We start from the raw sequence: 26,654 nt of genomic DNA, 5'->3' as shown, positions 1-26,654 counted from the left end.
TGTGAGAATGAATTATCTGACAGTTGCTTTTTAGATCGCAAGAGATATACCTCACGATTCAAAGCTACGAAAGATATTTTTTCTTAGATCTTCCACAGAGTTGATATATAAACCCATGTTTTGAGACAAAATCGTAATTTGCTGGACAAGTTCTGCATTGTTATCCGCATGCTGTCCTATTAAATTCATTAGATTATTTTCAAACCCCACTCGAACATCCCCACCCAGTGACATGGCTGCACTTAGGCATTGATGCTCATGGTGCCCAAATGCACATGTCGCCCATGAAATACCCGCATCAGATAAGCGTTTAATATCAAAATCCAGCAAATCTCGGGGGGTGGACAACATGTTCTTTTTGTACTTACCCAGTACCAATAGTAGGTGATGACCACTATTTGGCAAAACCTTGTCATTAAGTATCTGAAAATAAAGAGACAAATCTGCGGCATCATACAAAATGTATTGCACATAGATTTGTCGTTCAGCGAGTTCGAAAAAAAAACGGCTGGCTGCTTTTTCATAGCTTGCATTTGGACGAAGCTCGCGAAGGGCAAGGGAAACCGCTTCAGGTTCGGTGCCTCTCACTAATGCCATTTGTTCATTGGGTTGATAAAGCCCAACGGCCTCGGTGGTTTGTTGGATCACTAGACGGGAGTCAAAGCGTGTTCGCATCTCCGTTAACCATTCACGGTTAAGAGCGATATCTAGCGAATGCTTACCTTTGGCATCGCGCACATGCATGTGTGCCATAGCCGCCCCAGCATCGGCGCATTGCGCCAAACAGGTGCTCATTTCATCTATGGTGAGCGGGAGTTGGGTGTGTTCATCCTTGCCTCGTCGCGCCCCATTTGGCGCAACAATAATCGTTCTTCCTAATTGCACGTGATGTCCTTATGCGAAGACGTTGTCCATGGTGTTACTGAGTCTGCGTACCAGTTCGTCCATTTCATTTTCAGAGATAATAAAAGGTGGCGCTAAAAGAATGTGGTGCCCATGAATACCATCCAATGTGCCCGCCATGGGATAGCACATCAACCCGTTTTCCATTGCCATTTTCTTCATCTGCTGGTGGAGTGGGCGCTCTGGGGCAAAAGGCGTTTTATTACTTTTGTCTTGCACGAGTTCCAGCCCAAGGAACAAGCCTCTCCCTCTGATATCACCAACAAACGGATGCGACCCGAATGTTGTCTGTAACTGTTTGACTAAGTACTGACCCTTCTCGGTCACTTCTTTTAGTACCCCAGATTCTAGCGCATCTAAGGTCGCGCAGGCGGCCGCGCAGGCTAAAGGGTGAGCCATGAAGGTATGTCCGTGTTGAAAGTACCCTGTGCCTTGTGAGATTGCGTCGTAGATTTTATCGTGGATCATCACAGCGCCAATGGGTTGATAACCAGCAGCGAGGCCTTTTGCCAAGGTCACGAGGTCTGGAATTATGTCTTCCTGTTCATACGCATAATAGGTGCCGGTACGACCACACCCACACATGACTTCATCAAGGATCAGAAGCACGCCATACTTGTCGCAGATCTCTCGAATTCGTTTGAAGTAACCTTTCTCTGCTACCAACGCGCCCGCTGTCGCCCCGACAACCGGCTCAGCCACAAATGCGATGATGGTTTCTGGCCCAACGGCTAATAATCTTTCTTCGAGTTCGTTGGCAACTCGCTGGCCATATTCAAAATGAGTTTCATCCTCTTTTTTATCACGGTAAGCGTAACAAGGCGCGATGAGTTCGCCGTTTTGTAGCAAGGGTGCAAAGGGCTCCTTGCGCCACATGTTTCCGCCGACACCCAGCGCACCCAACGTATTGCCGTGATAGCTTTGGCGTCGTGCTATAAAACGTGTACGAGACATTTCGCCTTTTTCGATAAAGTACTGGCGCGCCATTTTGAGGGCTGACTCTACCGCTTCCGACCCCCCACTCACCAGATACACATGGTTTAACGGGCCAGGAGCTTTGTCAGCCAATCGCTCAGCTAACTCTTCCGCAACCTGAGAACTAAAGAAGCCTGTATGCGCATATGGAATGGTATGAAGTTGATGCTGTATGGCATTTAACACGCCTTGGTGGCTGTGCCCCAGGCATGAAACTGCCGCACCGCCACAGCCATCAAGATATTGTTTACCGTTGGCATCAAGCAGGAAAACGCCTTCTCCGCCTGATACTAAAGGAAGGTTTGAGTGGCAGTGTCGTTGCAGTATCTGGGTCATCGTTCTTATTTCGCCGCATTGAAAAGGAAATGGGTTAGTTTCTCACTCCAGTATTAGCGGGTTGGAAATTGTTCAGCAAACGATATAATTTCAGAGGGTATGCTAAAAATTCATAGTTAAGTCTGAGGGCAAAGAAAATGACCATGCCAATCCCGCCCATGAAAACCTTGCGCACATTTACCGTGGTCGCCCAAACCCTGAGCTTTTCCAAAGCGGCAAAGCTACTCAATCTGACGCAAAGTGCCATCAGCAAGCAAATACTCCATTTGGAAGAATTGATGGGGTGCTCATTGTTTGAACGCGGCGGTGGTCGAGTTGAGCTGACAGACGCGGGTCGTCGTTATTTGCCTTCCGTTGTTGAAGCGTTGGAGAATTTACAGCATGCCACGTCTGCGGTGATGCAGACATCAGAGACAAAAAGTCATGTCGAAATATCGGTTCCGCCGTCATTGGCGAGCATGTGGCTCATCCCCAGACTTGGAGAATTTCGCGCGAAGCATCCCAATATCGAGCTAGCTGTCAAAGCTAGCGTGACCTCTGATGCGCAAAATCGATATCAAAGTGACATTGCTATTCATTGTTTACCGCTTTCAACTCAAGATGAAGATGCAGAGTTGTTGATTCGGGAAAGGCTAAGGTTGGTGGTCGATCCTCGGCAGGTGCCCAAGATGATATCAGAGGTCACTGAGTTGCTATCCGTGCCGTCTATTAGTCACATCACTCGCCCACAGATTTGGCATCAGTTTTGGCATCATTATGATATCGCGCCCAGCGGGCCCATATATGGAACGGGTTTTGAACACTTTTATATGGCCTTAGAAGCGGTCAGATATCAACAAGGCATGGCCCTGATCCCTGATTTTTTGGCCCGTGATTATTTAGAGCAGGGTGTGGTAACGAATCCATTGTCGTTAAGGTTTGATAGCCCATACGGCTATTTCTTGTTTAGCCACGGATACAAGCGAAGACTAGGAGCGGTAAAACAAGTCATCGATTGGTTTAGGCGAGAAATCATCCGTTCGAAGGGGACAGATCCTCTGGCATCGATGAGCTAGAGGTCATGGACATTTTGGCGCCAAACAAGTATAAACCGCTCTCTATTGTTACCATCCAAACACCGAGCGATTTAGTATGACCACAACATCACCAGCATCAGAAGGCTACCAACAACGCTTTGGCGGCACGCGCCGTTTATATGGCGTAACCGAGCTTGAGATCATGAGACAAGCACACGTTTGTGTGATTGGGATTGGTGGTGTTGGCTCATGGGCGGTTGAAGCCTTGGCGCGTAGTGGCATTGGTGCGTTGACGTTGATCGACATGGACGACATTTGTGTGACTAATGTGAATCGTCAAATTCATGCGATGACAGGAACAATAGGTCAGAGCAAAATTGAAGTGATGGCAGAGCGTGTTAGCGCGATTAACCCTGATTGTCAGGTTCATCTTATTGATGATTTTATTTCCGAAGAAAATATTCCGGAATACATGACTAAAGATTTTGATTATGTGCTGGATGCCATTGACAGCATCAAGCCGAAAACGGCGCTTTTGGCTTATTGTAAGCGCAATAAAATCAAAGTTATTACCGTCGGTGGCGCGGGCGGGCAAATTGATCCTACCCAAATTCAAGTGGCTGATCTGACGAAAACAGTCCAAGACCCATTAGCAGCAAAACTGCGTAATAATCTACGTCGTTTCCATAACTTCACTAAGACCAAAGGGCGTAAATTCGGTATTGATTGCGTGTTCTCAACCGAGCAGTTGAAATACCCGCAGCCAGACGGCAGTGTGTGCGAAACCAAAGCCAGTGCAGAAGGACCAAAGCGCATGGACTGTGCCAGTGGGTTTGGCGCGGCAACCATGGTGACAGCGACGTTCGGGTTTGTTGCTGTGTCGCGCATCATCGCGAAACTGACGGCAAATAAAGACCTGAAGCAGGATGAAATTTAAACAAGACAAAGTTTGGGTATGAAAAAGGCCGCATAGCGGCCTTTTTTGCATCTAGATTTTGTATTTAGAGATCAGAGTGACAGATTGAACTTAGACTTCTGCTTTCGCTTTAGAGGCCGGCTTTATGGCTTCTTTCTCAGCGTCGACTTGAATAGGTAGAACCTGCTTCACGTAATCACCAGGTGCAACAGTCAGAACAGGGAAGTTATCAGAACCAGCTTTGTAAGGTTCAATCTTCTCTTTCGGGCTGTAAGCTTCTAGCCATTTATCCCAATGCAACCACCAAGAGCCTTTATTGTGCGCTGCTGATTCAAACCATTCATCAGCAGACTCACAGAGCTCATCGTTAACCCAAAAGCCATACTTTTCTTTCGCAGGGTGATTAACAATCCCTGCAATGTGGCCAGACTCACCGAGTACAAAGGTTTTGTTGCCACTGACATTCAGGGCGCCACGATATGTGCCTTGCCACAGGGCAATATGATCTTCCTTAGCGGAAATGAAGTAGGTAGGGATTTTGATTTTACTCAAATCAATCCAAACGCCACCGACTTTCACGCCTTTATCTTCAACCAAACGGTTGTTGAGATAGAGCTCGCGAAGCATAAAGTTGTGCGTTGTTGCGGCCACATTGGTGCTGTCACTGTTCCAGTAAAGGAGGTCGAAGTCGACTGGGCTATTGCCCTTGAGGTAATTGTCGACGTAATAGTTCCAGTACAGGCTATTTTCGCGAAGCAGGCTGAAGGTCACGCTCAGTGAGCGACCATCCATGTATCCGCGAGCTGTGTTTTGCAGCTCAATGGCACTCACCAAACTTTCACTAATGTAAGCACCGACTTCGCCTGGCTGCGCGAAATCGAGCAGGGTAGTGAAGAAAGAAGCTGACTTGATGCGTGCTTTCATACGTTTGGCGGCGTAGTAGGCAATGGTTGATGCCAACACTGTTCCGCCGATGCAGTAACCTGCCGCGTTGATTTGAGATTGCCCGGTGATGTCTTCGATGGCGGTAACCGCTTTCACGACGCCTTCGGTGACATAATCACCAAATTCAACATCACGTTGCTCAATGCCAGGGTTACGCCAAGACATCATAAATACGGTGTGCCCTTGTTCTACCAGCCAGCGCATCATGGAGTTCTTCTCACGAAGATCCAGGATGTAGTACTTGTTGATAAATGGCGGCACGATCAGCAGCGGTGTTGCATTCACTTTTTCCGTCATTGGACGGTATTGAATAAGCTCAAACAGCTCATTTTTATAAACGACATCACCTGGTGTGTTTGCCACATCCTCACCAATGCGGAAGGCATTATTGTTGGTCATGCGTACTTTCAAGATATCAGAGCTAGATTCGAGATCTTCGTGCAGTTGCTGAAGACCTTTCACTAAGTTCTCACCATTCTTTTCTAAGGTGAGTTTGAGCAGTTCTGGGTTAGTGCCCACAAAGTTACTTGGAGACATTGCGTTAATCGCTTGGCGAGAGAAAAACGTTAAACGTTCTTTCGCTTTTTCGTCCAAGCCTTCAACAGCGTTGATAGTTTCTAAATAGGTGCGGCCAAATAATAAATACGATTGTTTGATGAAATTATAAAACATCTCATCTTGCCAGCCTTCATCTTGGAATCGTTTGTCGTCTTTTTCTGGCGATACAATATTGGCTTTGTTGGCTGCCAGCGCAACATTTTGCCAAATTTCCATTTGTTTTCCCCACCACTGCATTTGAATTTGCAGCATCGCGGCAGGTTGGCTTGAAGCGCCCTCAAGAAGCTTAGCGGTATCTTCCATACTCAGCTCTTGCATTGCTTTATTTAAGGGGGTGTTTGTGGCTGCCTTGCCTTGCTCGAGATCCTTCCACCATTGCTGGTTGCTCTCTTGGAGTTTTTCAAGGTAGTCCGAGAAGAAGTTCTGATACATTTGTAAACCCTCTTGATCGGAAACAACCCGCCCTCAATGAAGAGAGCGGGTTGGTGACCTTATTTAAGCTGGAGTAACTGCTTTTACATTTTCAGCGGTTAGCTGCTCGAGATCATCTTTGAACTCTTTCGCGATAGATTGCAGTTTGTTGCTGTCATCCATCATTTGCTGAGAAAGCTTGGTCATTGCAGCCATTTGTTGTCCGCCAAATGCAGTCATAGACGTTACGTCAGTAACACCGCTAGCTGCTTTGATTTGTGCCAGACCCATTTCGCTATACGTTTTCACTGCGCTCAGTTGAAGCTCAGTCAGCGTTTCAACATTTTTTGCTACCAGTTTGTTTAGCTTTACGTAAGGTGCCAGCGTTTTTTCAGTTTGCTCTGAGAATGCTTTAAACATATCTGTGTACATGGTGTATCTCCTGAGTGTATTAATTAGATCCAAGGGGGTTTTTCACTAAACCGTCTTAGCTGTCAGCACGTTTGACGACAACTGCCGTCCCCATACCGCCACCGATACAGAGCGAAGCAACACCGTATGTGCCTTCGCGTTTTTCCAACTCGTGAATCAGAGAAACCAAGACGCGGTTACCTGATGCGCCGAGTGGGTGACCCAATGCAATTGCGCCACCATTAACGTTCGCCTTTTCCAAAATCGCTTCAGGTTTCACGTTGTGTGTGTCTGCCAATTGGTGGACAACACCCAGCGCCTGAGCGGCAAAGGCTTCGTTGAGTTCAAACAGATCCATATCGGAAATCGAAAGCTCAGCTTTTCTCAGAGCTTCGGTTACAGCACCCACTGGGCCTAAGCCCATAATTTTAGGATCTAACCCAACTTGTGCGTAGCTGGTGATTTCTGCCAATGGCTTTAATCCCAGGCGCTTAACTGCTGCTTCTGAGGCAACAATGATTGCGCTTGCGCCATCATTTAGACCCGACGCGTTACCTGCAGTCACAGTGCCTTCGCGATTAAATGCTGGGCGTAATTTCGCCAAGCCTTCTTGCGTGCAGTCTGCTTTAGGGTATTCATCGGTATCAAAAGAAACAGTTTGTCGACGTTGCGTCACTTCAACAGGCACGATTTCATTTTTGAATCGTCCCGCTTCAATCGCAGCAACCGCTTTTTGTTGGCTTTGTTGGGCGTAAGCATCTTGCTGCTCGCGGCTTAGGCCGACAAGTTCAGCAACATTTTCTGCCGTTACACCCATGTGGAATTGGTTGAAAACATCAGTCAGGCCATCGTTGATGAGAAGGTCCTTTAAACTGATATCACCCATTTTTTGGCCGCCACGCAAAGCGCCCGAAGCAGCAAATGGGATTTGAGACATGTTTTCTACACCAGCAGCGACAACGACGTCTGCATCGCCACAGCGGATGTGAGCAACAGCATCCATCACGGCTTTCATGCCACTTCCGCACACCATGTTGATGGCGTAAGCAGGAACCGTTTCAGGTAGCCCCGCAAAAATGGCGGCCTGACGACCAATGCCCATACCTTGGCCCGCACTGACAACGTTGCCAAGAATGACTTCGTTAACAGCATCTGGCGCAACATTGCCAGCTTCCAATGCGCCTTTAATCGCAGCGGCAGCAAGTTGACCAGCTGGTGTGTCTTTGAGTGAGCCTGTGAACGCGCCAATCGGGGTACGTTTGGCGGCAACGATATACACTTTTTCCATGTTAACTCTTTCCTTTTTTAGAGCACGTACCAGTATTCAGTACGCGAACTTTTAGTGCATGTACAAACCGCCATTGACTGACAGCGTTTCCCCAGTGATATAGGCACCTGCATCACTAGCAAGATACGCCACTGCTTCCGCAATTTCTTCTGGACGAGCCAGACGTTTCATCGGAATCTCACTCTTGATAGATTCGAGCACTTCTTCGCGCATCGCTTCTACCATTGGGGTTGCTGTGTAGCCAGGGGCCACGACGTTTGCCGTTACGCCATATCGAGCACCTTCCATTGCCAATGCTTTCGTAAAACCAATCATGCCTGCTTTTGCAGCTGAGTAGTTGGTTTGACCAAATTGACCTTTCAGTCCATTCACAGAGGAGATGTTGACGACGCGACAACCGCCTTTTTCACACATTGCGGCAAAAAGAGGTTGAGTAACATTGAACAGGCTGTTCAGGTTGGTATCGATAACTGTACGCCAGTTTTCGGCTGCCATTTTCTTAAAAAGACCATCTCGGGTGATACCCGCGTTGTTAACAACAACGTCGATAGTGCCTTCTTCAGAAAGTAGGAGAGGGAGACGTTCTGCACATTCCTCTGTGTTAGTAACGTCTAGTTCGAAAAGGCGCACTTGGTCTGATGTGAACTTCTTCTCATCGAACCATTGTTCGGCACACTGTAGATTTCCGGTGAAGTAGGTAGCAATAACACGATAGCCCTGACTTACCAGTTTCTCTGTGATCGCTGAGCCGATACCACCTTTTGAACCGGTGATGAGCGCGAGTTTCTTCATTGATGACTCCATTCTTAACAACAAGCAATTGAAACATGACCCCTGTAACTGCATTTGGGCATCCAAAAATACAGGCACCGTTAATTATTTAGTATTAGCGCGTAAGGGTTGAAACTAGGGAAACTCAACTAGTTTCGGTAGAACTTTAAATTATTATTATGATGGTTTTGTGACCATTGGAGTCAAAGATATACAATCTTTTGAGTAAGGCAAAAGGAATAAGGGGATAATTACAGAAACAAGATCTTGATCCACAATAAACGACCTAAAGTTAACGGGGTGTTAACCTTAGGTTTCGTGGTTGATCTTTTTGATTTTAATCTTGATTTATTGCTTATTTTTTTTGAGAGAGATACTTTATTTTTCAATCTATCAATAGCGTAATTGGACGAGTGAAAAATAAGCAAATCAAGTAAAGGAATAAAAGTTCGAATGTGCAACTGCAATGTCGGAATTATTGACCAAGGTCTCAGCGTTAAAAAGTGTAATGTACGGTAAGGTGGTCAGGTAACATTGTGAATTCATGAGAGAAACTGTGCGGTTTTTAGGCGTTATATTCGCTGAATTTGGTTAATTATCGCCCGAACTCCGTTGTTTCGAGATGGGCTAAGATGACTCAATAAATTCATTTTTTCGAAGTACTGCTCAAAATTAAATGCTATCAACTCTTGGCGAGTTTTTCCTTCCGTGGCAGCCACTATTATTGCTAACAAACCTTTTACAATGCGTGCGTCAGAATCTGCCGCAAAGTGGTAGGTATTATTTTCAATCTTCCAAATTAGCCATACCTTGCTTTCACAACCAGGTACATGAACACTCTCTTCTTTGAGTTGGTCATTTAAGTTGGGGAGTTGCTTACCCATTTGAATGATAAGACGATATTTGTCTTCCCAACTGCGGCAATTTACCATTTTTTCGACAATGCCATTGGGTGTTAGCGTGGTGCCAAACGGGTGTGCTGGGAATGTAGTCATAATCGTTGTTCTTTTTTAAAGTAAATCACAGGCTTTTTGAATGGCAGAAACGCAACGCTTGATATCGTCTGACGTATTGTAGATGGCGATCGATACCCTCACACAGCCATTAATGCCGAGCGCATCCATGAGTGGGTGGGCACAGTGCTGTCCTGAGCGCACGGCAATGCCTTGCTGATCAAGAAGAGTGGCAATGTCAGAGTGGTGAACACCATCAATGTGAAATGCCACTACACTTGCCCCTTGCTGTAAACCGATGATCGATAGATCTTCGATATTACGTATCCCTTCCACCAACTCAGCTTGAAGTGATGCGACGTGTTGCTCTGCTCCGTTACGATCGATGCTATTGAACCAATTTATAGCTTCAGCTAATGCAAGCGCTCCCGCTACGTTTGGTGTTCCAGCTTCAAATTTCGCTGGGGAGGTCGTGTATGTCGTTCCTTCAAACGACACATTGTCGACCATCTTACCTCCGCCATGCCAAGGAGGCATTTTCTCTAGTATGTCGGGCTTGCCATATAGCGCACCAATACCCGCAGGCGCAAATAACTTGTGGCCGGAGAAGACATAGAAATCCGCATCCATTTTTTCGACGTTAACGCTTTCATGAACGACAGCTTGTGCGCCGTCAACCACCACCACGGCCCCGAGTGCATGTGCCTTTTCAATAACGGTTTCAACTGGGTTGCGTGTGCCTGTCACATTACTGATGTGCGCGACAGCGACCAGTTTTGTGCGCGAAGTGAGCAGCGAATCGAACACTGACATGTCAAGTTGGCAGCGTGTTGGATCTAATGGCCACTTAACGATTTTTGCCCCAGTTTGTTCTGCAACAATCTGCCACGGAACAATGTTGGCGTGATGTTCCATTTCGCTGATCAGGATCTCATCGCCTTCTTTGAGCATTTGTCGTGCGTAGCTTTGGGCAATGAGATTCAGTGCTTCTGTCGCACCGCGCGTCCAGACAATACCGTTGACAGAGGCGCCGATAAAATCGGCAACCGTTTGTCTTGCTGCTTCAAAACGGTTCGTGGCAGACGCTGTTAGTGAATGAGAACCGCGATGAACGTTTGCATTGGCACCTGAATAATAATCTGTGATGCACTGGATAACGGGTAGCGGCTTTTGTGACGTAGCGGCACTATCAAGGTAGACCAAGGGTTGACCATGAACGTGCTGATCCAGCGACGGAAAATCGCGGCGTATGGCGTCAATATTAAAGGGGCTATTTGTCATTATCTGAGTGTCACGTTGCTAAATTCGGTATCGGATGGGGATGATCGCTTTTCTATGCCGTTAACTCAAGGGAAAGTATTTGAAGGTGCTTTTTGCTGGCTTAATCAGGCTGGCTGATTGATATCGCTTGATTGTGAGCAAAAAAAAGCACCGAGTGAAATGCTCGGTGCGACGAAAAACTATTTGATAGTAAGGGGTAAAAATACGGTATGTATTCAAAGGTAGATATCACTACCGAGACTCGGCAGAGGCCGAAATATGCAAACACAACATCGCAACCACAACATCAAACGCACATAGGGAACGCTAATCTCATGGTGCTTCCAAACTATAGGTTTTCTCTGGTGACTGAACAACGGACATTTTATAATGTTCCGCATTAGAAAAACTTATTTACTAAGGGCGATAAATGGCCAGACGTCTACCCCCACTTAATTCTCTGAGAGTGTTTGAAACGGCAGCGAGACACTTAAGTTTCACCCGTGCGGCTGAAGAGCTATTTGTCACCCAAGCCGCGGTTAGTCATCAAATAAAAGCATTGGAAGAGTTTCTTGGTTTGAAACTTTTTCGACGTCGTAATCGATCTTTGCTACTCACCGAGGAAGGGCAAAGTTACTTCCTCGACATCAAAGATATTTTTGTCTCTTTAGCCGATGCCACAGACAAGGTGTTGGAGCGTGGGGCGAAAGGCGCGTTGACGATAAGTTTGCCCCCAAGCTTTGCAATTCAATGGTTAGTGCCACGTTTGTCTGATTTCAATCAGGCGCATCCGGAAATCGACGTACGTATTAAAGCGGTAGATATGGAAGATGGTTCGCTGACGGACGATGTGGATGTCGCCATCTATTACGGGCGAGGAAACTGGCCAGGTTTGCGTTGTGACGAGCTATATCCCGAGTTTCTTTTGCCTGTGTGCAGCCCTGCTGTGTTTCATAGCGAAAAGCCGTTGAACACCTTGGAAGATTTAAAGCATCACACGTTACTTCATGATCGTTCTCGCCGAGATTGGACAGCGTACGCCAAGCATTATCAGATTACGGATATTAATGTTAACTATGGCCCTATCTTTAGTCACTCAGCGATGGTGCTGCAGGCTGCTGCACTTGGACAAGGCATAGCATTGAGTAATAACGTTCTAGCACAGCCTGAGCTTGAATCAGGGCGATTGGTGTGTCCGTTTGAACATTTTCTTATGAGTAAAAATGCCTTTTATTTAGTCAGTCAGCAAAAGGATGCCGATTCGGGGCGTATTACGGCCTTTCGTGATTGGGTACTCGCTAAAGCCGCCGCAGAACAGGAGCATATATCAGCATGAGCAACGTGATAATCAATGGACCAGAAACGGCTGATGTCACCTTTATCTTTGCCCATGGTGCAGGGGCAGACATGAATCATGACTTTATGACCGATGTTTCGATGCGAATTGCCGAACAGGGCATACGAGTTGTGCGGTTCAACTTCCCCTATATGGTTAAACGCGCCGAAGATGGAAAACGACGACCACCAGACAGAGCGCCAAAGTTGTTGGAATCTTTTACTGGCGTCGTCAGCCGCTTTGGTGTCGGGAAGATAATTATTGGTGGCAAATCCATGGGTGGACGCATGGCGAGTCATCTCGAATTACTCGATGTCGAAGGCATCGTTTGCCTTGGTTTCCCGTTTCATCCGCCAGGTAAACCGGAAAAAGATAAAGGCGAGCATTTGGCGTCAATGACGAAGCCGACGCTTATCCTGCAAGGCGAGCGTGACACCTTTGGTAACCGCTGTGAGTTGGAAACGTATCCGTTATCCAACACGGTGAAACTCACTTTTGTGCCTGATGGCGATCATAGCTTTAAGCCACGGAAAGTATCGGGTCACACGGAAGTGAGCAATCGACAATTTGCGGCGGACAATATCGTCACATTCATTCAGGAGATTTGCCAATGAAGGGGAATCAGCTTGCGGCAATAGGCTGTATTTTTGCTGCAATAGCCGTGGCCTTGGGCGCTTTTGCTGCGCATGGATTGAAAGCACAGTTGACGCCCTATGCGTTGTCTATCATCGAAAAAGGGGTTCAGTATCAATTCTGGCATGCGTTGGCACTGATCGCGCTTGGGCTTTGGTTACACGTTACGCCACAGCGTTTGTTGAGTGTGGCTGGTGGATTTATTGCGCTAGGCATTCTTTGTTTTAGCGGAAGCTTGTATGGCTTAGCACTAACAGATTGGCGATGGTTGTGGCCTGTCACGCCACTTGGTGGGATGAGTTTTCTAATTGGTTGGGGGCTAGCGGCATGGTCGTTATGGTGACAAGTGAGTTTGGTGCGCTGAATCACGTTTTCTGAGGTATAATTGCGCGTTATTTTACCCACGGCATTTAAAGGCATCGTGTGAATCAGATTTTATTGTATTGCCGTCAAGGCTTTGAAAAAGAATGTGCAGGTGAGATTCAAGACAAAGCGACAGCTGCGGGCGTCTACGGTTTCCCCCGTGTAGAGAAAAATGCAGGCTATGTGTTGTTTGAATGCTATCAGCAAGGCGATGCAGATAAACTGCTTCAAACGCTTCCTTTGAAGTCGCTTATTTTTGCGCGTCAGATGTTTGCTGTTGTTGAGCAACTGGCTGATCTTGATCCGGGTGACCGTATTTCACCGATTTTGGCGTTAGGCGGCGAGTTACCAAAATGCGGTGATCTGCGTGTTGAAACGCCAGACACTAACCAAGGTAAAGACCTGCTTAAGTTCTGCCGTAAGTTCACGGTTCCGCTTCGTCAAGCTTTGCGTAAACGCGGTGTTTTGCTGGCGAAAGAAAACCCCAAGCAACCGGTACTGCACGTCTACTTTACTGCGCCAGGTTGTTGCTATGTAGGTTACTCGCTGAGCAACAATAACTCGCCACATTTCATGGGTATTCATCGTCTGAAATTCCCTGCTGATGCGCCAAGCCGTTCAACGCTGAAATTGGAAGAAGCTTTCCATGCCTTTATCCCTCGTAATGACTGGGATGAGCGAATTGCACCAGGAATGTGGGCGGTGGACTTGGGCGCGTGTCCGGGTGGTTGGACTTATCAATTAGTGAAGCGTTCGATGTTCGTCCATGCCGTAGACAATGGTGCAATGGCAGAAAGCCTGATGGAAACCGGTCAGGTTAAATACCATGCTGCGGATGGGTTCAAGTTCGAACCGCCACGTAAAAACGTCACATGGCTGGTTTGTGACATGATTGAAAAGCCTTATCGCGTCGCGCAATTGATGGGTGAGTGGATCATTGAACGTTGGGCGAAAGAGGCCATCTTTAACCTGAAACTGCCGATGAACCGCCGCTACGAGCAAGTAAAAGAAGACATCGATAACTTGAAGAAATTTTTGATCCAAAATGGGGTCAAATTCGAAATTCAAGCGAAGCATCTTTATCATGATCGTGAAGAAGTGACGGTGCACCTTCGTCGACTAGACTGATTCGTCGTTGTAAAGCACATACCGAAACGGCAGCCAATGGGTTGCCGTTTTTGTTATCTACGCGTTAGGAACTTAGCGTGAAGAAAAGTCGTGTTGTGAAAAGCCACCTAAGCGTCTGGCGTGTAGCGAATATCTTGAAGGTTAAAGCCAAGCGTAATATCGAGCTTTAGCGTTGCCACTTGTTTACAGCGCGTTGCCAAATCTTCATTGCCATCCAGCTTTTTCTGCCATTTGGGCTCAATGTCATCTGCGGCAAACAAATTATCTAACGTGTCATATCGCTGAAGCAAGGTTGCCGCTGTTTTCGGCCCAATACCCGGTACACCAGAAACGCCACTCGAACTAATGCCCACTAAGCCCCAATAGTCCACAAGCTGACGGGGCAATACGGTGAACTCTTTTTCAATAAAAGGGCTGTCTAACCAACGCTGTTGAAAGTAATCGCGAATACGCAATGTAGGTTGCAATAACTGACAATAGCCTTTGTCGGTTGAGACAATCGTGACTTGTCCATGGCGGCTTGCGACTTTCACCGCCAGTGTGGCGATCATGTCGTCGGCTTCGTCACCTGAGGAGAGCAACGAATCAATGCCCATGTCCCATAAGGCATCCTGAATCTTGTTTAGGCCGTCGTGAAGCGGCTCTGGCATGGGTTTTCGTCCTTGTTTATATTCAGGGATCAGTTCAGCACGCCAGCCTCGGTCTTGCTCTGCATGATCGAAGACTGCAACCATGTGTGTTGGCTCAGAAGATTTGATGATTTTCTTCAGTGCACGGCAGCAGACCAGCGCCGTTCCGTCGATATCGTTCGGATCGGGTTGGGCGGCGTGAACCCGTCGGATAAGATTCATTGCATCAATGATGACGAGATGAATAGACATGAATGGTGTGTCCGCAGATGAAAAAAAATGGCCCAATAGGGCCATTCTAATTGCTTGAGAGATAAATGAAAGGCTAACCGTTTCTATCCGTTACCATTGCCTTGCACGATTTCATAACAAGGCACATACGCAGTGCCAGGCAATTTCATTCGTTGTTGTTCAACAAATCCACGAAGTAGCTTATCCATTTTCTTCATCAAGACGGCATCACCATTAATTTTAAACGGCCCATTACGTTCAATTTCACGAATACCTTCTTCTTTTACATTACCCGCCACAATACCCGAGAAGGCTTGGCGCAATGCAGAGGCTAGCAGTTCAGGGCGCTGGTTCATGTGCAGATCCAGATTCGCCATGTTTTCATGGTTTGGCTCAAAGGGAAGCTGGAATTCTGGCGCAATTTTGAGTGACCAGTTAAACGAGTAAGCATCGCCCGTTGATTTGCGGTGTTCTTTCACCGCAGGCATACCTTGTTTGATGATACGCGCAGCTTTAGCAGGGTCTCCCACCACGATTTGATAGTACTTGGTGGCTTCTTCACCGATCACATCGCGGATAAACTCGTCGATAACGCGGAAGTAGTTTTCACTCTCTTTCGGCCCTGTCAGTACCACTGGCATCGGCTGGTCAGCATTGTCTGGGTGCATGAGGATACCCAATAAGTAGAGCAGTTCTTCTGCTGTACCTGCCCCACCAGGGAAGATGACAATGGCATGCCCTACACGAACGAATGCTTCAAGGCGTTTTTCGATGTCTGGCATGATGACCAGTTCGTTGACAATGGGGTTAGGGGGTTCAGCAGCAATAATCGACGGTTCGGTTAACCCTAAGAATCGACTGCCTTTAATGCGCTGTTTGGCATGGCCAATTGCGGCACCTTTCATCGGCCCTTCCATTGCACCCGGTCCACAACCGGTGCAAATGTTTAGCTCACGTAAACCAAGTTCATGGCCAACTTCTCGAGTGTATTGATACTCAATCGGATTGATGGAGTGTCCGCCCCAACAGACGACGAGATTAGGATCTTTTCCTGGTACTAGGGCTTTGGCGTTACGCAGAATATCGAAAATTAGATTGGTAATGTGGTTTGAGTTGGTGAGGTTGAAGATTTTCGCATGTTCAAGTTGTACGTTGAGGTGAATGATGTCACGCAGTACGGAGAACATGTGTTCTTGAATGCCTCGGATGATTTTACCATCAACAAAAGCATGATCGGGTGGATTGACCAATTCCAGTTTCACACCGCGTTCACGCCGCATCACGCGGATGTTGAATGTCTTATATTGCTCAAGTAATTCTTTTGAGCTGTCTGTGTGACTGCCAGAGTTGAGTACGGCGAGCGAGCAATTGCGATACAGGCGATACAAATCGCTCTGCGCGGAGTCTTTGAGTCTGTCGACCTCAAGTTGAGAAAGTAGATCCATTGCCCCGACTGGGCTGATATGAGTGATCATAGTCACCTCCTGTGCGAAGAAAACACACTGAATACATAAAAAGACTTTCTATAGGCACTATTTCATTCAAAGAATTATTGTTTTCAATGCTATAAAAATCAGTGTGTTAATTAACCATACACGCAGACATTTAGTTTAGCCAGTTTGACGGTAAAAAAGGGTATAAACCGGAAAGAAAGAAGGGGGGTAACACGCCAAGATGAGAATTTTAAGTGTTTTAAATCAATGGTTTGTGTAATTCTTTGGCTGGGTTGGATTTATGCCCACACCAATTTGTTTCGACCATTGTGTTTGGCGTTGTACAACGCATTGTCCGCACGTTCGAGCACTTCGACAGTATTGTCGTTGTCTTTAAACAAACTTGCGCCAATAGAAACAGTGACGGTTAAACGGTTGTCTTTGAACTTAAAAGGCAATTTGGCGACGGTTTCTCTGATATTGGTTAGTAGCGATTTTCGCGTTTCTTCGTCGGCATCGGGCAGCAATACCACAAACTCTTCGCCGCCAAATCGCGCTATAAAGTCGGTATCACGCAAACACTGATGAATCGTACGTGCGACGACCTTAAGAACTTTATCACCCACTAAATGCCCATACTGGTCATTGACACTCTTAAAGTGGTCGATATCAATCATAGCAAGGCAGAAAGGGGTCTCGTAGCGAATCCAGCAGCGGTACTCGTGTTCCAAGCGATCATCCAGTGCCGCGCGGTTATAAACTTTGGTGAGCGGGTCTAACAGCAGTTTACGTTCTTGGTCGCCGAGTCGACGGCGGTAGTCCATGGTTTGCTGATATAAGGCATCCAGTTTCTGCTCGTTGTGTTGAAGCTGTTCGAGTAGTTGCTGCTCGCGTTCTTCCAGCTCTCTGTTTCGTGCTACCAATGATGCGAGATTGACCGATACCTCAGACAGTGTTGGACGCAGCGCCTCGAGAGACTCCGCTTCTATCAACTGAGATTGGATCGTTTCAACTGATGAAGCGAGTTCATCATTGAGTGAGCTTCGTTGGCTAGAAATGGCTTGGGAGCTATCAATTGAGCGGCCATTGTGGCGCTGCAAAACGGATAAATCTTCGTTGAGCTGTGATAAAAATACTTGTGACGCTTTACGTTCATTTCGAGTGCCATCGAGAATCAACTGGACAGATTCGAGCGTCAATTCAAGCAGGGTCTGTGAGTCTGGCGTGAGAAGGAGTCGACTTCGAATACCCAGCAGCTTATCGCCTACTTCACCGTCAAAATCGAGTTCGGTGATGAGATGTTGTAGTTCAGTGCACAGTTGATGAATACGATCGATGTTTAGCAAATCTTTTGCCGATAACCCATTAGAAGGCAAAGATAATAGCTTGAGTGCGCGCTCGTATAGTTGCAGCAGTGCCACAATTTTATTATGGCTACCTTCGTTAGGGTTAACTTGATGATGCGTAGAAGGGGTAACCAACAGGTTACGCAAATCGCGTTTTAACTGTGCAGGGAGTCCAGGCAAGCATTTGAGTGTTTCGCCACTTTGCTGAAATTGGCACTCCAACGCATCTTTGGCTTTTACTGTCGTCTGTTTATGTCTGTTGACCATACGCTCCACCAATGCAAGCTGAGGGATCAGTCTGCTAACATCGTCCTGACTGTCAATATCTCGTCTTATCTGAGATAGCCGCTCGTTAAGTTGCGGGTCTTCATGTGCTTGAGAGGCAGCAATAAGTCGTGAAATTAGCCTTTTTAAGATCGTCGCTTCTCGCCGAGATTTAAGTGCTAAATCTCGGAACACCAGCTGAGAGTGCTGCAACTTTTCTTTCAGTGTGATGACTTCTTCATCTGACGAGAAGTTGGACATAAACTACGACTATATCTCCAAACCCCCGTTCAGCGAGTATTTACACTGATTTTGGGGTTGATAAACAATAAACGCTCACGCGCAACGCCTAGCTATAACGGTTTATTGCTTGTTTTATCAATAGATTGGATCTAGTTTTTGTCAGATTCGTGAACCGTCTGCCAGTTAATCCCGCCGTTTGCCGAAGTTTTGACCTTGAGCAACCCTGTCTTTATGCCATCTAAGCACGCTTGGCGGACATTATTATTGGCAAAACAAGCCGCAGGTGTAGAGTCTATCGCGCTAATGTGAACCCATTGGCTAGAGTGCTCGTTTTTACAGGCTTGTCGGGCTGCGCTTGTTGCCATCAGTAGGATGTCTATCAGTTCTTTATCGTTAATTGACGTAAATGCACGAGGAAGGAAAGGGTAGTCAGCCATTCCAATACGTAACCGATTATCCACATCTATAAGTCCAGTTTTCTGGATGAATCCATCAACCAAGTTCTGAATTTTAGCGGCCAACTTTTCCGGGGCGTTAAGCGTTTCTGCATTGGGTTCGATGTAAATGAACATGGCGTCAGAGAAATGATAAAGACGAGCAGGTTTGTTGGTGTGCGATTTTAGGTAGTCCCCCATTTGTCGCTCCAGCTCCAGACCTTGGCGATAGCCATGCTGCAGGTACACCACTTTTAAAAAAGGTACTTCGAACATGGCAAAGCTGAGTTTGTCACTCAGTGGTTCATGGATCATTTCCCCCAGATACCATTGCTCAAAATGCGCACTACTTTTGGCGAGCGAGTTCGACAATCTGTCATTCAGCATTCGTAAGTTGCGTAGGCCGCTTCGGGGATGGGTATACAGCTCTTTGCGAAGTTCCTGCAATTGATTTAACCGTAAGCTTGCTGCTCGGTTTCTTAGCACTAAAACGAGCAGCAGGACGCTCAGACTGCCTAAAAGAAACAGGTTTACTTTCTTTTGTTCGACAATAGTTTGTGTGTCTTCGGTGTGTTTTTTTTGCATGTCATCAAACTGAAGCTGACGCTCAATAACGCGTTGTCGTTGTTTGAATGATTCGACTTCTTGAATCTGGCGTTTTTTCTCATCGCGCTTGTTAAGCTGGTCGTAATGGCGTTGAAAGTTCAGCGCATTATTAAAATCACCTTTTTGCTCATAGGCTTTGGATAAGCTTGCCAGGCTTTCTAGCATCAAAGGGCGATGATTGAGCGCTTTCGCGTGGTTTAACGCCTCTTTCAATGCGTCAATGGCGACATCGGTTTGATGAGTGAGAAATGCCTGCTCACCTTTGACGATGAGCGCTTGGGAAAGCTCTTCGGTCAGGTTGGCTTGTTCAGCAAGTTCAATCGCATTGTTGACGTATTCTTCTGCTTGAGGGTAGCGTTTTAACTTCAGATACGTTTCAGCGATTGCGACGTTAATGTCTGCAATACTCACAATGCGAGAGAGCAAAGTTTCAATCTCTAACGCATTGAAGTAGTGCACCAAGGCAAAGTTATAGCGACCTTGTTGGCTGTAAATGCTGGCTAATAAAGTCTGTGTTTCGGATAAGCCTCGCTTCAAATCATAGTGCTCATAAAATTCGGCGGCTTGGTTTGCATGTTGAAGTGCTTTATCCAGCACACCTTGCTGCTGATAAAGCTTGGTTAACGAGATATTCGCACTGGCAATCTGTACGGCGAAATCATTCTCGCTGGCTTGCCAGTAGGCACTGAGCAATTCAGATAACGCGCGTTCATAAGAATGGATGCTGAGGAAGTAATTACCCAGTGCGATTTGGTAACGCACTTTGTGTTTTATGTCCGGTGTATCACCGAGTGCTTTGAGTGCAGACTCGAATTGGGCAAGGCTCTGCTGCTGATCTTCGTCTGAAGTGGTAATCATGGCATTGAGCAACAAGGCTTCAAATCTCAGTCGCTCAATACGGCTCGATTGCAAGTTATCCAGTGTCGGTAACGCCGCAAGTAGCGATTGTACAAGGGCTTGTGCGGCGTCAGGGTTATCGTTGAGAGAATACTGCAGCGAAGATTCAGCCAGTGTCACTTCTAACAATGCCCACTTTAACTGATTGTTTTGGGCGATCTCTTTAGCCTCTGCCAAGGCTTTCCAAGCGGCTTCTCTGTGGCCAAGTGCGCCATGTGCCTTTGCGGCGATCAAGTGCGCGTGGACGGTATTCAGCGGTGTACGAATAGAACGATCTGCATCATTGTTACTGTGTGGGCGGTTGGTGCTTTCAGCCAATCGACGTTGCATGAGATAGCGCTCAGTCACCTTTAGCGCTTGATCTGGCGCAGTTTGCAGTAAAGCATCGGCTTCCGTAAGGATGGGGGTTGAATTGAGCTTTGCACTGACAGTGGCGCTTATCAGCAAAGAAAAGAAAAGCATTGCGGTTGTCAAAAATCGCATGATTGGCTGAGTCTATGATGGTGAAGAAGCAGGCTCAGAGATGAGATCCTGAGCCTGCATCAAAGTTATTGACGAGCGAGTCTGTTGTTTTCGCTTGGTGTTTTACCCATGTTAGTACGATATGGGTTGATATCCAAACCGCCACGACGGGTGTAACGCGCATACACAGTTAACAACTCAGGCTTACAGTAAGTCATCAGATCGGTAAAGATGCGCTCGACACATTGTTCGTGAAACTCATTGTGGCGACGGAATGACACGATATAACGCAACAGCTTTTCACGATCGATCTTAGGGCCTTTATATGCAATACGCACAGAACCCCAATCTGGTTGATTGGTGATCAAACAGTTTGATTTTAACAGATCGCTATTTAGCGTTTCACTAACGATAGGTCCTTCGGCTGAGCCTTCTAGAAGACCTGCATCGAAGGCGTAATCGGTGATTTCAATATCTTGATCATCAATATTCTCACCGCCAAATGCGACAACTGGTGTATTGCTAAATTCTTCAAGAGGCAAGATGGTGACATCCACATCTTCACCCGCACAGGCCGACAAATCTTTCGCCAGTGTATCCACGACTTTTTGCCAGTTTTCAAAACGAGTTTGGTTGAAGCTATTCAAATAAAGTTTGAAAGACTTTGATTCAATAAGATTCGGACTGGTGACAGGAAGGCGCACTTCGCCGATTGCCACTTGAGGTAGCCCTTTGGCATTGAGCCAAGACAATTCGTAAAGCGTCCATATGTCGTAACCGGTGAAAGGCAGCGAATCCCCTAAATTGAGGTCATCGCGATTAAGGCTTCGCGGCACGGGTTGCAGCAGTTCAGGGGCGTAGTGCTCCTGGTAGGCCGTTTTCTGTCCTAATGTCAGGCCAGCAAGTTCTTTTGCGTCTTGATATTTGCTCATACGGTTTTGCCACGGATCGATTAGAATGCGCAAAGTTTACTGAATCTTTAGGAATCTTGCTAATGAATCACTCTGTCACTAACGCGCTTTGGTCGTTCAGCGAGCGCTTTGTCGACGCTTGGAATACGCAACATGGCTCTCTACCTCAGAGCGATGCCTATCACGGGCTCATGTCGCTTTGTGTGGTTCAAGAAACCGATAATATGGTGATATGGCAACCGGTTAGACGCGATGAGTTAGCGGACTTTAGCAATGTGGAAGACGGCATTGGGATTAATCTGCATGAAGACATCAAAGCTTTCTATGCGGGTCTTTATTGCGGCGATATGTCTGCGACCTTGAATGGTCAACCACTTGAGCTTATTCAGGTGTGGAATGATGAGGATTTACCTCGCCTACAAGAAAACATGCTTGGGCATCTTCTGATGCAAAAACGTTTGAAACAAAATCCAACCGTGTTTATTGCCTCAACGGATGATGAACTGGACTTGGTCTCTATTTGCAATGTGAGCGGTGAAGTCATCAAAGAGCGTATCGGAACCAAGGAACGCAGCGTGCTTGCGCCGGATGTGGTTACTTTCCTTGGTATGTTAACGCCGGAGGTTTAACAAAAATGTACGTGGTTGAACTGACCTTCGAATGTTTTGATGACACAACCATTTCTGCTGTTGACCGCGCAGTGAATGGGCTTATGGATGCCTTGCGTTATAACGGACAAGTTTTAGGGCGAGAATTCCCGATGGTGATGGGGGATGGCGTGTTTCATGTGCGTGCAGTGTGCCCAGAAAAAGACAGCCTTAATCCTAAATATCACAGTCCACAAGTGGCGTTGAAAATTCGTCAGCTATCTGATGCCAGTCTCTTGTCGCCTAAGCTCAAGGTTCTGGGACGTGATATCAATTCTGAAGAAAGCGCACAGAATGAAGACCGATCATGGCAGGTGCTCTACACCACGTATGTGCATACCTGTTCGCCACTGCGTTGTGGTGAAACATTGTTGCCTATTCCGTTATACCGAATTCCTGCGACGTTCAATGGCGACCACAAGGCTGAAATTAAATGGCAAACAGAGTGGCAAGCATGTGATGAAATCCAAATGGCAGGATCGTTCAAAGCAGAGTATGCCGCACTGGCAGAAATTCAGGATGCCGACAGTTTGTTGTTTCGCAAAGGGTGGGATATTCGCGGCCGCATTGAATATTTAACCAAGGTACCGACGTATTATTATCAGTACCGTGTGGGTGGGAAAGACGCTGATTCTGAGTTTGGCAGAAAATGTCCAAAATGCGCAGGAGATTGGTTGCTCGAACATCCTCTCCATGACGTTTTTCATTTTAAGTGCGATACATGCCGAATTGTCTCTAACCTATCGTGGGACTTTCAATAGCAGGCTAGCTCTTGCTGGCGAGGTGTTGTTCCAATGCATCTAGTCGTTGGGTCAACACCTTTACTTGCGCCTCCAAAGCGGCAATTTTTACATCGGCGTCCGACTCTTTCTCAACCATTTCTACCTTCGGTAGTTTGCCGTTCTTTTTCCAACGCTGCAGTGCGCTAATGATCAACGGCATTGGTACGGACTGGGTTAATCGGCTTTTGATTGAAGCGACAGTAGGTTCTTTGCCTTCGCGTTTAAGCGCTTCAATGGCTTGTTGTAGTGCGGGAGTGAAATCAGTGCTCATCGTGCGTTTCCTTTTCATCAATCCGTTGCCGGTCTTCAAAAATATGCCAGCGCAATGGGAAAGAGGAATACAGGAAGTTTATGCCTTACGCAATAGCGTATCGAGTGTATCGATTTGCTCTACCCAATCGGCATCTTGCGATTTAGCCTCTTCTAAAAATTGACGTTGACTGGTTGTCCAAAAAGCCGCATTGGCTAAATGTTCTCCGTTGGACAATGAGTGCTGGTCAATAAAAGTGCGAATTGCGGCGGCGTCTGAAGGCAGGCCGAGTTGCTGAAAAAGGTGCGCTAAGTTGTGGTCAAAGACTTCCATTGGTAACCCTCTCCTCAAAGTATCCAGAAAGTATAGAAGCTGGTTTGGCAATGTGTCCCTATCGCTTGTGAGAGATCTCTTACAACAGAGTAAGATAATCCTTTTTTTCTTATTGGGAATCTCTAATTCAAATATTTAAAGTTATTAATAATCAATGATTTAACACCTATCCGCGTATGATTGATTCGAAATGAGAGGTCAATCGACCACTGATGGGTTGTGCGTAAAATTGATTCGCGTAATCTTTGCTGTGTCGAAAGGATACTGACACACGGAACAGGAACTAACACCACGGACTTGGTAAGCTCAGGATGAGCAGGTAACGCAAGGATTGTGTTACTAGCAAGGAATGCGGCATTAGGGACATGGATGGAACCGTAGCAGTAGATAGGATATTTACTGGTCAGGAAGACACTTAGGACAACCCAGGATGGGGGCTTAAGGAATCACTTCAGGATGAAGTTAAGGACACCCTCAGGATGAGGATGAGAATCGACACAGGATGACTCGACGGGTCAAGGTAAGACCGAAGGACACCTCCAGGACGGAGAGATAAGGATAGAGCTGAAGGATTCAGCCACTGATCATGGAATGATGCAGGGAGCACATTCGTAGCAGGATAGCTGCAAGTAAGACCTCAGGGCACGACGAAAGTCGTGCCCGTTCTTGTTTTTGGCAATACGCTTTCTTCGTTGTGATTTTCACACTCAATACTATTTATCGTTTCCTCTCAAAAGCCTCGCTCTATTTATTGTGGTTAAAACCCACGATAAACCATCAAGTTAACTACAAAATGGTAACAACTCGGACGGATAAACTGATCTGCATCTTTCACACCTGAAAACTCAGCATATTGATCCTGTGGTGAACACTCACAGCCTTGTGAGATATCTCTTACAAACGCGTGGGATTCTACCGTTTTCAGTGTTGATATAAGGAAAAGAATAAATTTAAAAACATTTAAAAACATGGAGTTAAGATTTAAATCGTTTTGTCTGTTGTAAAATGTGAGTTCAATCACCTTGGGGTTGGTTGTTTTGAAACGAGGTTCGCGTAATCTTTGCTGTGTCGGAAGGATACTGACACACGGAACAGGAACTAACACCACGGACTTGGTAAGCTCAGGATGAGCAGGTAACGCAAGGATTGTGTTACTAGCAAGGAATGCGGCATTAGGGACATGGATGGAACCGTAGCAGTAGATAGGATATTTACTGGTCAGGAAGACACTTAGGACAACCCAGGATGGGGGCTTAAGGAATCTACTTCAGGATGAAGTCAAGGACACCCTCAGGATGAGGACGAGAATCGAGACAGGATGACTCGACGGGTCAAGGTAAGACCGAAGGACACCTCCAGGACGGAGAGATAAGGATAGAGCTGAAGGATTCAGCCACTGATCATGGAATGATGCAGGGAGCACATTCGTAGCAGGATAGCTGCAAGTAAGACCTCAGGGCGCGACGAAAGTCGCGCCCGTTCTTTTTTTAGAAGAATAGCGAGTAAAAGCAGTCGCGAGACACGAGAACGAAAAAGCGAGAGCTTGATTTTTCACGTCTAAAGCTTGATTTGTCACGTGTATTTGCAAAGCTCTCTTGAAACGCTTAAATCTACTCTTCAACCATCGGATAGGCAGGCATATACACTTCCTGCAAGCGCATTCCTCGCATTACCGCATAGCCTTGATAGCAATCCAATCCGTTAACCGAAAATTCGAAATAATATCGAGTCTGCATGTTGAGTGGGCCTTTGGGCCAACCGAATGAATGGTTGCCGCGCGCGATGGAGAGCAATTGCACATTAATTTGCTGACAGCGACGTTGAATAAATTGCTTTGCTAACTCGCTTTGACGGCGTTGCTGCCAGAACAAGCTGGCAACAACGGCGATGGCGATTATCCAGAACAAATCCATGATCATGATGATGCCTTAACACGTTCTTGCAATTGCTTAACTGCGCTCATCAATTCCTCTGAGGCACTGCCGTGCAATAAAGCCAGCACTTGAGGGCGAAGCGAAGGAATCATGACGAGATCAGCCACCATCTGCTGGAAGAAAGCCTGATCGTTTTGCTCTGCGACGGCAATGAGGAACGCGTCCAACAAGGCATCATTAGACAGCGATTGCCAGCAGCGACCTGCGATAGCAATCAGCATTTCGCGGTGTCGAAGTGCAGGTATGGTTAGCAGCCTATCAATCAGCGATGTAAGTGTCTTTGGTGATGCGCCCGCGAGTGCACGAACGTGGGCGGCAAGTAGAAAGAGATCGACATCGTCGTTAGCCAGCATGGTGTCAATACACGCTTCTATTTGCTGTGCTAGCGCATCAGGAATATCGCAATGCTCCAAACAACCCAGCAGGGCGTATTTTGGGGTGTCAGGCATGTTACGCATGGCTTTGCGAATGCGCGTCGCGTTGTTATGGCGATCCATTCTCGCGCTAAGATCAGCAAGCCCTTGCAAGCCAATACCTTGCCATTGCTCCCAACCTAACTCGCCTGACGCATAATGCTGCGCATGGTCATAATATTGACTGGCAGGTTGTTTCAATTTATCCGTCAAGAAAGCATGGAACATGGCTTTCTTATCATCTTGTGGCTTGAAGGTGTAAGGGTTGGCTGCCAGTTTTTCTTGTTCTTCTTCGGTCAGTGTTTTGTCGAGACTCGCGCCCATGGCTTGCGCCACATACTGGATGAAATTCCCCAGTGCGGACTGTTTTAGAAGCCCTCGCTCATCAAGTGGCATTTTCAAAAACCAAATCCAAGGTGCTTGATTGGGTTGCCAAAACGCAATGCCCATGTGTGCATGCTGCTGAGCAGGGTACGGGTAGGCAACGCGATTTTCTTCGATGGCAGTGAAGTCCTTGTTACTGATCTCAGTAACGCGTCGGCTAAGGTCAAAGGTCAAAAATTCACAGTTCGCCTGACTGAAAATGGCGTTGAGAGAAAGCGTATTTTCCATGATAACTTCTAAATAATGTGGCCG

25 protein-coding genes are annotated in these 26,654 nt (G+C 46.7%); 8 read left to right on the top strand and 17 right to left on the bottom strand.

Going from position 1 to position 26,654, the window contains the following annotated elements; translation table 11 throughout:
* Window positions 1-51: 51 nt before the first annotated feature.
* Window positions 52-885, bottom strand: coding sequence for a 3-keto-5-aminohexanoate cleavage protein (locus AB8599_RS12390; protein ID WP_407331224.1), 834 nt, complete (start codon window positions 883-885; stop codon window positions 52-54).
* A 9-nt stretch (window positions 886-894) separates the two neighbouring features.
* Window positions 895-2,214: an aspartate aminotransferase family protein gene (locus tag AB8599_RS12385; RefSeq protein WP_407331223.1), complete on the bottom strand. Its 1,320-nt coding sequence runs from the start codon at window positions 2,212-2,214 to the stop codon at window positions 895-897.
* A 137-nt stretch (window positions 2,215-2,351) separates the two neighbouring features.
* Between AB8599_RS12385 and AB8599_RS12380 the strand changes: the two genes are divergently transcribed.
* Window positions 2,352-3,269 (top strand): LysR family transcriptional regulator, encoded by a 918-nt coding sequence (locus AB8599_RS12380; protein ID WP_407331222.1) that lies wholly within the window; start codon window positions 2,352-2,354, stop codon window positions 3,267-3,269.
* A 76-nt stretch (window positions 3,270-3,345) separates the two neighbouring features.
* Window positions 3,346-4,167 (top strand): tRNA cyclic N6-threonylcarbamoyladenosine(37) synthase TcdA, encoded by an 822-nt coding sequence (gene tcdA, locus AB8599_RS12375; RefSeq protein ID WP_407331221.1) that lies wholly within the window; start codon window positions 3,346-3,348, stop codon window positions 4,165-4,167.
* A gap of 90 nt (window positions 4,168-4,257) precedes the next feature.
* Here the strand turns inward: tcdA and phaC are convergent, their stop codons facing one another.
* The 6 genes from phaC to AB8599_RS12345 all read right to left on the bottom strand — a co-directional run bounded on the left by phaC (window position 4,258) and on the right by AB8599_RS12345 (window position 10,764).
* Window positions 4,258-6,081 carry a class I poly(R)-hydroxyalkanoic acid synthase gene (gene phaC / locus AB8599_RS12370; protein WP_407331220.1) on the bottom strand — a complete coding sequence of 608 codons (1,824 nt, stop codon included), beginning with the start codon at window positions 6,079-6,081 and terminating at the stop codon, window positions 4,258-4,260.
* A gap of 63 nt (window positions 6,082-6,144) precedes the next feature.
* Window positions 6,145-6,492, bottom strand: a complete 348-nt coding sequence (locus AB8599_RS12365; protein WP_407331218.1) for a phasin family protein — start codon at window positions 6,490-6,492, stop codon at window positions 6,145-6,147.
* Between the two features lie 55 nt (window positions 6,493-6,547).
* Entirely contained in the window at window positions 6,548-7,759 is a 1,212-nt protein-coding gene (locus AB8599_RS12360) for an acetyl-CoA C-acetyltransferase (protein WP_407331217.1), read from the bottom strand.
* A 51-nt stretch (window positions 7,760-7,810) separates the two neighbouring features.
* Complete coding sequence (locus tag AB8599_RS12355) at window positions 7,811-8,551, bottom strand: SDR family oxidoreductase (RefSeq protein ID WP_016959396.1); 741 nt, start codon at window positions 8,549-8,551, stop codon at window positions 7,811-7,813.
* Between the two features lie 551 nt (window positions 8,552-9,102).
* Entirely contained in the window at window positions 9,103-9,525 is a 423-nt protein-coding gene (gene csdE, locus AB8599_RS12350) for a cysteine desulfurase sulfur acceptor subunit CsdE (protein WP_407331216.1), read from the bottom strand.
* A gap of 15 nt (window positions 9,526-9,540) precedes the next feature.
* Window positions 9,541-10,764 (bottom strand): aminotransferase class V-fold PLP-dependent enzyme, encoded by a 1,224-nt coding sequence (locus AB8599_RS12345; protein ID WP_407331215.1) that lies wholly within the window; start codon window positions 10,762-10,764, stop codon window positions 9,541-9,543.
* A gap of 409 nt (window positions 10,765-11,173) precedes the next feature.
* Between AB8599_RS12345 and AB8599_RS12340 the strand changes: the two genes are divergently transcribed.
* From AB8599_RS12340 to rlmM, 4 genes are all read left to right on the top strand, one after another.
* Window positions 11,174-12,079 carry a transcriptional regulator GcvA gene (locus AB8599_RS12340; protein WP_407331214.1) on the top strand — a complete coding sequence of 302 codons (906 nt, stop codon included), beginning with the start codon at window positions 11,174-11,176 and terminating at the stop codon, window positions 12,077-12,079.
* Window positions 12,076-12,693 (top strand): alpha/beta family hydrolase, encoded by a 618-nt coding sequence (locus AB8599_RS12335; RefSeq protein WP_407331213.1) that lies wholly within the window; start codon window positions 12,076-12,078, stop codon window positions 12,691-12,693. The genes AB8599_RS12340 and AB8599_RS12335 overlap by 4 nt, the downstream gene beginning before the upstream one ends.
* The gene (locus tag AB8599_RS12330; protein ID WP_407331212.1) at window positions 12,690-13,055 is read left to right on the top strand and encodes a DUF423 domain-containing protein; all 366 of its coding nucleotides are present in this window, start codon (window positions 12,690-12,692) and stop codon (window positions 13,053-13,055) included. Before AB8599_RS12335 ends, AB8599_RS12330 begins: the two co-directional genes overlap by 4 nt.
* Window positions 13,056-13,135: 80 nt before the next feature.
* Entirely contained in the window at window positions 13,136-14,203 is a 1,068-nt protein-coding gene (gene rlmM, locus AB8599_RS12325; RefSeq protein WP_407331211.1) for a 23S rRNA (cytidine(2498)-2'-O)-methyltransferase RlmM, read from the top strand.
* A 107-nt stretch (window positions 14,204-14,310) separates the two neighbouring features.
* On the opposite strand, the gene xni is transcribed toward rlmM, so the two are convergent.
* The 5 genes from xni to queF all read right to left on the bottom strand — a co-directional run bounded on the left by xni (window position 14,311) and on the right by queF (window position 21,680).
* Window positions 14,311-15,084 carry a flap endonuclease Xni gene (xni, locus tag AB8599_RS12320; RefSeq protein WP_407331210.1) on the bottom strand — a complete coding sequence of 258 codons (774 nt, stop codon included), beginning with the start codon at window positions 15,082-15,084 and terminating at the stop codon, window positions 14,311-14,313.
* An 83-nt stretch (window positions 15,085-15,167) separates the two neighbouring features.
* Window positions 15,168-16,538, bottom strand: coding sequence for a nucleotide 5'-monophosphate nucleosidase PpnN (gene ppnN / locus AB8599_RS12315; RefSeq protein WP_407331209.1), 1,371 nt, complete (start codon window positions 16,536-16,538; stop codon window positions 15,168-15,170).
* Between the two features lie 257 nt (window positions 16,539-16,795).
* Entirely contained in the window at window positions 16,796-18,367 is a 1,572-nt protein-coding gene (locus AB8599_RS12310; protein WP_407331208.1) for a diguanylate cyclase, read from the bottom strand.
* Between the two features lie 131 nt (window positions 18,368-18,498).
* Window positions 18,499-20,769 carry a GGDEF domain-containing protein gene (locus AB8599_RS12305; protein ID WP_407331207.1) on the bottom strand — a complete coding sequence of 757 codons (2,271 nt, stop codon included), beginning with the start codon at window positions 20,767-20,769 and terminating at the stop codon, window positions 18,499-18,501.
* Between the two features lie 65 nt (window positions 20,770-20,834).
* Entirely contained in the window at window positions 20,835-21,680 is an 846-nt protein-coding gene (queF, locus tag AB8599_RS12300; RefSeq protein ID WP_407331206.1) for an NADPH-dependent 7-cyano-7-deazaguanine reductase QueF, read from the bottom strand.
* Between the two features lie 62 nt (window positions 21,681-21,742).
* Between queF and syd the strand changes: the two genes are divergently transcribed.
* Window positions 21,743-22,288, top strand: a complete 546-nt coding sequence (gene syd / locus AB8599_RS12295; RefSeq protein ID WP_407331205.1) for a SecY-interacting protein — start codon at window positions 21,743-21,745, stop codon at window positions 22,286-22,288.
* Window positions 22,289-22,293: 5 nt separating this feature from the next.
* A complete protein-coding gene (locus tag AB8599_RS12290) occupies window positions 22,294-23,067 on the top strand; it encodes a Zn-ribbon-containing protein (protein ID WP_407331204.1) in 774 nt (257 codons plus the stop codon).
* 4 nt (window positions 23,068-23,071) lie between these two features.
* Here the strand turns inward: AB8599_RS12290 and AB8599_RS12285 are convergent, their stop codons facing one another.
* The 4 genes from AB8599_RS12285 to AB8599_RS12270 all read right to left on the bottom strand — a co-directional run bounded on the left by AB8599_RS12285 (window position 23,072) and on the right by AB8599_RS12270 (window position 26,630).
* Window positions 23,072-23,359 carry a hypothetical protein gene (locus tag AB8599_RS12285; protein ID WP_407331203.1) on the bottom strand — a complete coding sequence of 96 codons (288 nt, stop codon included), beginning with the start codon at window positions 23,357-23,359 and terminating at the stop codon, window positions 23,072-23,074.
* Window positions 23,360-23,437: 78 nt separating this feature from the next.
* Window positions 23,438-23,671, bottom strand: coding sequence for a DUF2789 family protein (locus tag AB8599_RS12280; RefSeq protein WP_407331202.1), 234 nt, complete (start codon window positions 23,669-23,671; stop codon window positions 23,438-23,440).
* 1,610 nt (window positions 23,672-25,281) lie between these two features.
* Complete coding sequence (locus AB8599_RS12275; RefSeq protein WP_407331201.1) at window positions 25,282-25,590, bottom strand: DUF3301 domain-containing protein; 309 nt, start codon at window positions 25,588-25,590, stop codon at window positions 25,282-25,284.
* Window positions 25,587-26,630, bottom strand: a complete 1,044-nt coding sequence (locus AB8599_RS12270; RefSeq protein ID WP_407331200.1) for a DUF3549 family protein — start codon at window positions 26,628-26,630, stop codon at window positions 25,587-25,589. The genes AB8599_RS12275 and AB8599_RS12270 overlap by 4 nt, the downstream gene beginning before the upstream one ends.
* Window positions 26,631-26,654: the final 24 nt, after the last annotated feature.

This window comes from Enterovibrio litoreus (assembly GCF_045679545.1).
Lineage (GTDB): Bacteria > Pseudomonadota > Gammaproteobacteria > Enterobacterales > Vibrionaceae > Enterovibrio.
The sequence above is the reverse complement of the archived record's forward strand: the minus strand, read 5'-3'. Positions and strand labels throughout refer to the sequence as shown.